This window comes from Bradyrhizobium sp. 2TAF36, from assembly GCF_052114925.1.
Lineage (GTDB): Bacteria > Pseudomonadota > Alphaproteobacteria > Rhizobiales > Xanthobacteraceae > Bradyrhizobium > Bradyrhizobium barranii.
In genome coordinates this window covers 1-4,650 of record NZ_JBFRFR010000192.1, presented here as the reverse complement: position 1 = coordinate 4,650, position 4,650 = coordinate 1, and the positions used below count along the sequence as shown (strand labels likewise).

The 4,650-nt window shown below is 60.7% G+C and carries 4 protein-coding genes; 2 read left to right on the top strand and 2 right to left on the bottom strand.

Annotated elements, in window-relative coordinates; all coding sequences use genetic code 11:
• Positions 1 to 363 precede the first annotated feature (363 nt).
• Entirely contained in the window at positions 364 to 2,577 is a 2,214-nt protein-coding gene (locus tag AB4Z51_RS44335; RefSeq protein WP_441499714.1) for a molybdopterin cofactor-binding domain-containing protein, read from the bottom strand.
• Between the two features lie 4 nt (positions 2,578 to 2,581).
• Positions 2,582 to 3,037, bottom strand: a complete 456-nt coding sequence (locus AB4Z51_RS44330; RefSeq protein ID WP_135214197.1) for a (2Fe-2S)-binding protein — start codon at positions 3,035 to 3,037, stop codon at positions 2,582 to 2,584.
• Between the two features lie 237 nt (positions 3,038 to 3,274).
• Between AB4Z51_RS44330 and AB4Z51_RS44325 the strand changes: the two genes are divergently transcribed.
• Together AB4Z51_RS44325 and trpC are read left to right on the top strand one after the other, a co-directional pair.
• The gene (locus AB4Z51_RS44325; RefSeq protein WP_135214198.1) at positions 3,275 to 3,454 is read left to right on the top strand and encodes a hypothetical protein; all 180 of its coding nucleotides are present in this window, start codon (positions 3,275 to 3,277) and stop codon (positions 3,452 to 3,454) included.
• A gap of 86 nt (positions 3,455 to 3,540) precedes the next feature.
• Positions 3,541 to 4,389, top strand: a complete 849-nt coding sequence (trpC, locus tag AB4Z51_RS44320; protein ID WP_063986175.1) for an indole-3-glycerol phosphate synthase TrpC — start codon at positions 3,541 to 3,543, stop codon at positions 4,387 to 4,389.
• The last annotated feature ends 261 nt before the right edge of the window (positions 4,390 to 4,650 follow it).

Here is a 4,650-nt window from a genome sequence, read left to right as displayed (position 1 = left end):
CATCTATGTCGAGCGCCTGCATTAAATTGTTGAGGTCTGTTGTAGACAATTTGACAGTGGCGCCCGCGGGCGGTGAAACGTTCTGCCCGACGAGAGCCTGTTTTGGAATCGATTTCGAATTATGCATGACTGTGGTGGCTCCTGCTAACGGCTACCAGCACCGATAGTGCTCCGAAATCTGTTCTCCGAGGATCAGCGGGGGCGTCGCCATGCCGTTCGTACCACGGAACCTCGCCTCTCGCCATTCGGCGAAATTTGGACTTGCGGAGAACGCGAATGTTCCAATAGCCATTATGCTCCGGGACTTTAGTTCCCGACCGTCATCCCGTGCGTGCTACAACGCGCGCGGGAGGACGGGAAGGATTAAGACGACGACTTCAACGAATTCGGATCGATCGGCAGGCTGCGCACACGCTTGCCTGTTGCGGCGAAGATCGCATTGGTCACGGCAGCACTGACAATGGCCGTCGGGGCTTCACCAACGCCACCCGGAGCCTCCGCGTTCTTGATCAAGTGTGTCTCCACCACCGGTACCTCGTCGATGCGCATCGGCAGATAGCTGTCAAAATTGCTCTGCTCGACCCGACCATCCTTGAAGGTGATTGACCCATGGAGCGCGGCGGTGAGGCCGAAAAGCGTGCCACCCTGAACCTGCGCTTCGATTGTATCTGGATTAACGTACATTCCGCAGTCGAGCGCACAGACGATCCGCTTGACTTTGACGGAGCCATCGGCCGCTACTTCGACCTCGGCGACCTGCGACGTGTAACTTCCGTATGCGAATTGCACTGAAATTCCGCGGCCATGCCGCGCGGGAAGGGGGGATGCCCACCCCGCTTTTTCCGCCGCAAGCGATAAAACAGCGAGTGCTCGCGGATTGTGGCCAAGCAATCCCTTGCGGTAAGTGACGGGATCCTGCTTCGCGGCATGAGCGAGCTCATCTATGAAGCTTTCGACCACAAAAACATTGTGGGTCGGTCCGACACCGCGCCACCAAGACGTCCGGACACCAGGGGGCTCGACCCGCACAAAGTCGACGTGGATATTGGGCAGCGCATAGGGCGGCTCGGCCGCCGCTTCGACGGCATCGGGGTCCAATCCGTCCTTGACGTAAGGGGGATAGTAGCGAGCCATGACTGAGGAGCCGGCGATCCGATGCGTCCAGGCAACCGGCTTGCCGGTCGCGTCAAGTCCGGCCGACAGCCGATCGAGATAGTACGGCCGATACAAATCGTGCTGGATATCTTCCTCGCGACTCCAGATCACCTTCACCGGGCCATCGACGTGCTTGGCGATCTTGACGGCCAGCACCGTGCCATCGGCCTCCAGCCTTCGGCCGAAGCCACCGCCAATCAGATGATTGTGAATCTTGATTGCGTCCTTTGGCAGGCCGGTGAGTTCGGCCACCAGTGACTGCGTGATCGTAGGCGCCTGCGTCCCGACCCAGATATCGCAGCGATCCTTCCGCAGGTGGACTGTGCAGTTCATCGGCTCCATCGCCGCATGGGCTAGGAAAGGCACCTGATAGATCGCGTCAACTCGTTGCGCCGCGACAGCAAGGGCCTCCTCTGCATCACCATCGTTACGGGCAACCGCCCCTGGTTTCTTGGACTCCTCCTCCAACTGCTTGACGATATCGGCGTTGCTGACCTTGCCGTTCGGCCCGTCGTCCCACGTGATGGCGGCGGCCTCGAGCCCCTTCTTCGCCGCACCCATGTGATCCGCCACCACGGCAACGGCTTCATCGATGTTGACCACCTGCCGGACGCCCTTCACCGCCAGCGCGGCTTTCTCGTCCACCTTTTTCACTTTGCCACCGAGCACGGGCGAAATAGCAACCGCTGCAACCCTCATACCCGGCAGTCGCGTGTCGATGCCGTAGAGCGCGCGCCCGTCGACCTTTATCGATGAATCCACGCGCCTGGCACGCGTGCCGATCAAGGTGAAATCCTTCGGATCCTTCAATTTGACGTTTGCCGCCGGCGGCACGGGCAATTTCGCCGCGGCCGTCGCAAGTTCGCCGTAGCTTAGATGCTTTGCGCCTGACGCATCGAAGACGATGCCGTCCTTGGCGCGGCAAGTCGCCGGATCGACATTCCAGCGCTTTGCGGCTGCCCCGATCAGCAGACTGCGACCTACTGCGCCTGCCTGACGCAGCGGTGTCCAGAACGCTCGGACAGAGGCGGAACCACCTGTATTTTGAATGCCTATGATCGAGTTGACGTAAAGCGCGTGATTTGGCGGCGCATGCTGAACCTGAATTTGGTCAAGCGTCACCTCCAGTTCTTCAGCGAGAAGCATCGAGAGCGACGTGTAGACCCCCTGTCCCATCTCGACCATCGGCATGACCAGCGTCACGGCGCCCGTTGGATTGATCCGTATAAATCCATTCGGCGCGAAAGTACCCGTGACCTCGTTTTCGACCACCTGCACCTGCGAAGTGGACGCCGCGAAGACGGAGCTCGTGCTGGCGCCGGTCAGCGAAAAGCCGAGCAGCAAACCTGTGCCCTGAAGAAAGGCGCGCCGTGACACGCCTGTTTCTTCGGCGACCTGCTCCCTCAAAATTGGTCCATTCATGATCTCAAACTCCAGCAGCCAGCCTGATCGCGGCGCGGATGCGCTGATAGGTGCCGCATCGGCAGACATTCCCCGACATGGCGGCGTTGATGTCGCCATCCGTCGGCTTCGGCATGTCTTTCAGGAGCGCCGCCGCCGACATGATCTGGCCGGATTGGCAGTAACCGCACTGCACCACCTGGAGCTCCAACCACGCCTTCTGTACGGCTGCGCCCTGCGGCGTCTGGCCGATCGCCTCGATCGTGGTGACCGCGCTGTCCCCAATGCTGTCGATCGTTGTCTGACAGGAGCGGACCGGCTGGCCGTCGACATGCACAGTGCAGGCGCCGCAGAGCGCCTGGCCGCAGCCGAACTTGGTTCCGGTCATGCCGAGCACATCGCGCAGCACCCACAGCAATGGAACGTCACCGTCGACATCGACTTCATGGGGTGTACCGTTGATTTTCAACGTGAATGCCATGCGTGCCTCCTAAGCGCGCTGGGTGAGGAGTGAGTGGACGAGCACCCACACATTGGTCGTCCTCGACAGGATCAAGTCGCCCGATGCGGCCTATTCCGGCAGATGTGACGGATTGAGGTTGCGCTGGGCGTTACTCGATGAAATCTTCGATAGCGACGCCCATTGATCGCAGCGCGGGGCGAAATCTTCCAATAGCCGGCATGTATGGTTTCCATAGCAGCGGGGAATGCTGCTGCGATGGTGCTGTCCGCCAAAGGCATCGCACTGCGCGGCGAGCGGGCGCGGGCTCATTCAGCTTCGACAATCGCTTCCAAGAACGAAAGTGACGCGCGCATTTGGCGCATTGATCGGCGGCGCGAGCGTTATAACGAGCTCGCGCATGCGCACCAACGCGAAGGGCTAATAAAGAGGAAGTGAGTAAGCGTCGATAATGATTGATTTGTACCGACCGCCGAAACAACGCAGATGGTCGAATGACAGGTAAGTCCACGAACAGGTCGATGATGTCAGACATCTTGAAGAAAATCGAAGCCTATAAGCGCGAGGAGATTGCCGCCTCCAAGCGTGCTCATTCCTTCGCGAGCATCGATGCACGCGCCAAGGCGGCGGCGCCACCGCGCGGCTTCGTCCGCGCGATCAAGGAAAAGCATGGCGGCGGTGACTATGCGCTGATTGCTGAGATCAAGAAGGCTTCGCCATCGAAGGGCCTCATCCGCGCCGATTTCGATCCGCCGGCCCTGGCAAAGGCTTACGAGGCCGGGGGCGCGGCCTGCCTCTCGGTGCTGACCGATACTCCGTCGTTCCAGGGGCATCTCGACTTCATGGTTGCGGCACGCGCGGCGACCAATCTGCCGGTGCTGCGCAAGGATTTCATGTTCGACACCTATCAGGTCGTCGAAGCCCGCGCTCACGGCGCCGACTGCATCCTGATCATCATGGCCGCTCTCGATGACGCTGCCGCCAAAGATATTGAGGACGCCGCCATCGCACTTCAGATGGATGTGCTGGTCGAGATCCACGACCGAGCCGAACTCGAGCGGGCGCTGAAACTCCGCTCGCCGATGGTCGGCGTCAACAATCGCAATCTCCGTACCTTCGAGACCACGCTCGCGACCAGCGAGGCGCTAGCGCCGCTTATCCCGGAGGAGCGGCTGATGGTCGGGGAAAGCGGCATCTTCACGCCGGACGATCTGACCAGGCTCGAGCGTGTGGGAATGTCGACCTTTCTGGTCGGCGAGAGCCTGATGCGCCAGCCCGATGTGACGGCGGCAACCCGCGCGCTGCTGGTGCGGGACACGCCGGCGACGGCGGCGGGAATACGTTCCAGCCGAGTCGCACCATCCTCTCAATAGGCGACTGCATCTGGGGGGCTGCTGTGGGTCCCCGACTTGAGCCTACCGTTCGACGAGCTGCCGGGTTCAGGCGGACGATCGGAGCGAATATCGCAGATTTGCGTCGTGTGTGTGAGCGGCCCGAGACATAGGTGACAGAACGTACCGGACACATGGGTTACACTTTCCGCTTTTGTTCCGCGGGAGGTGTCGATGCCGTGGAAAGCGAGTTCGGTGATGGAAGAGCGTCTGCGCTTTGTCGCTCGTCTCCTGGACGGGGAG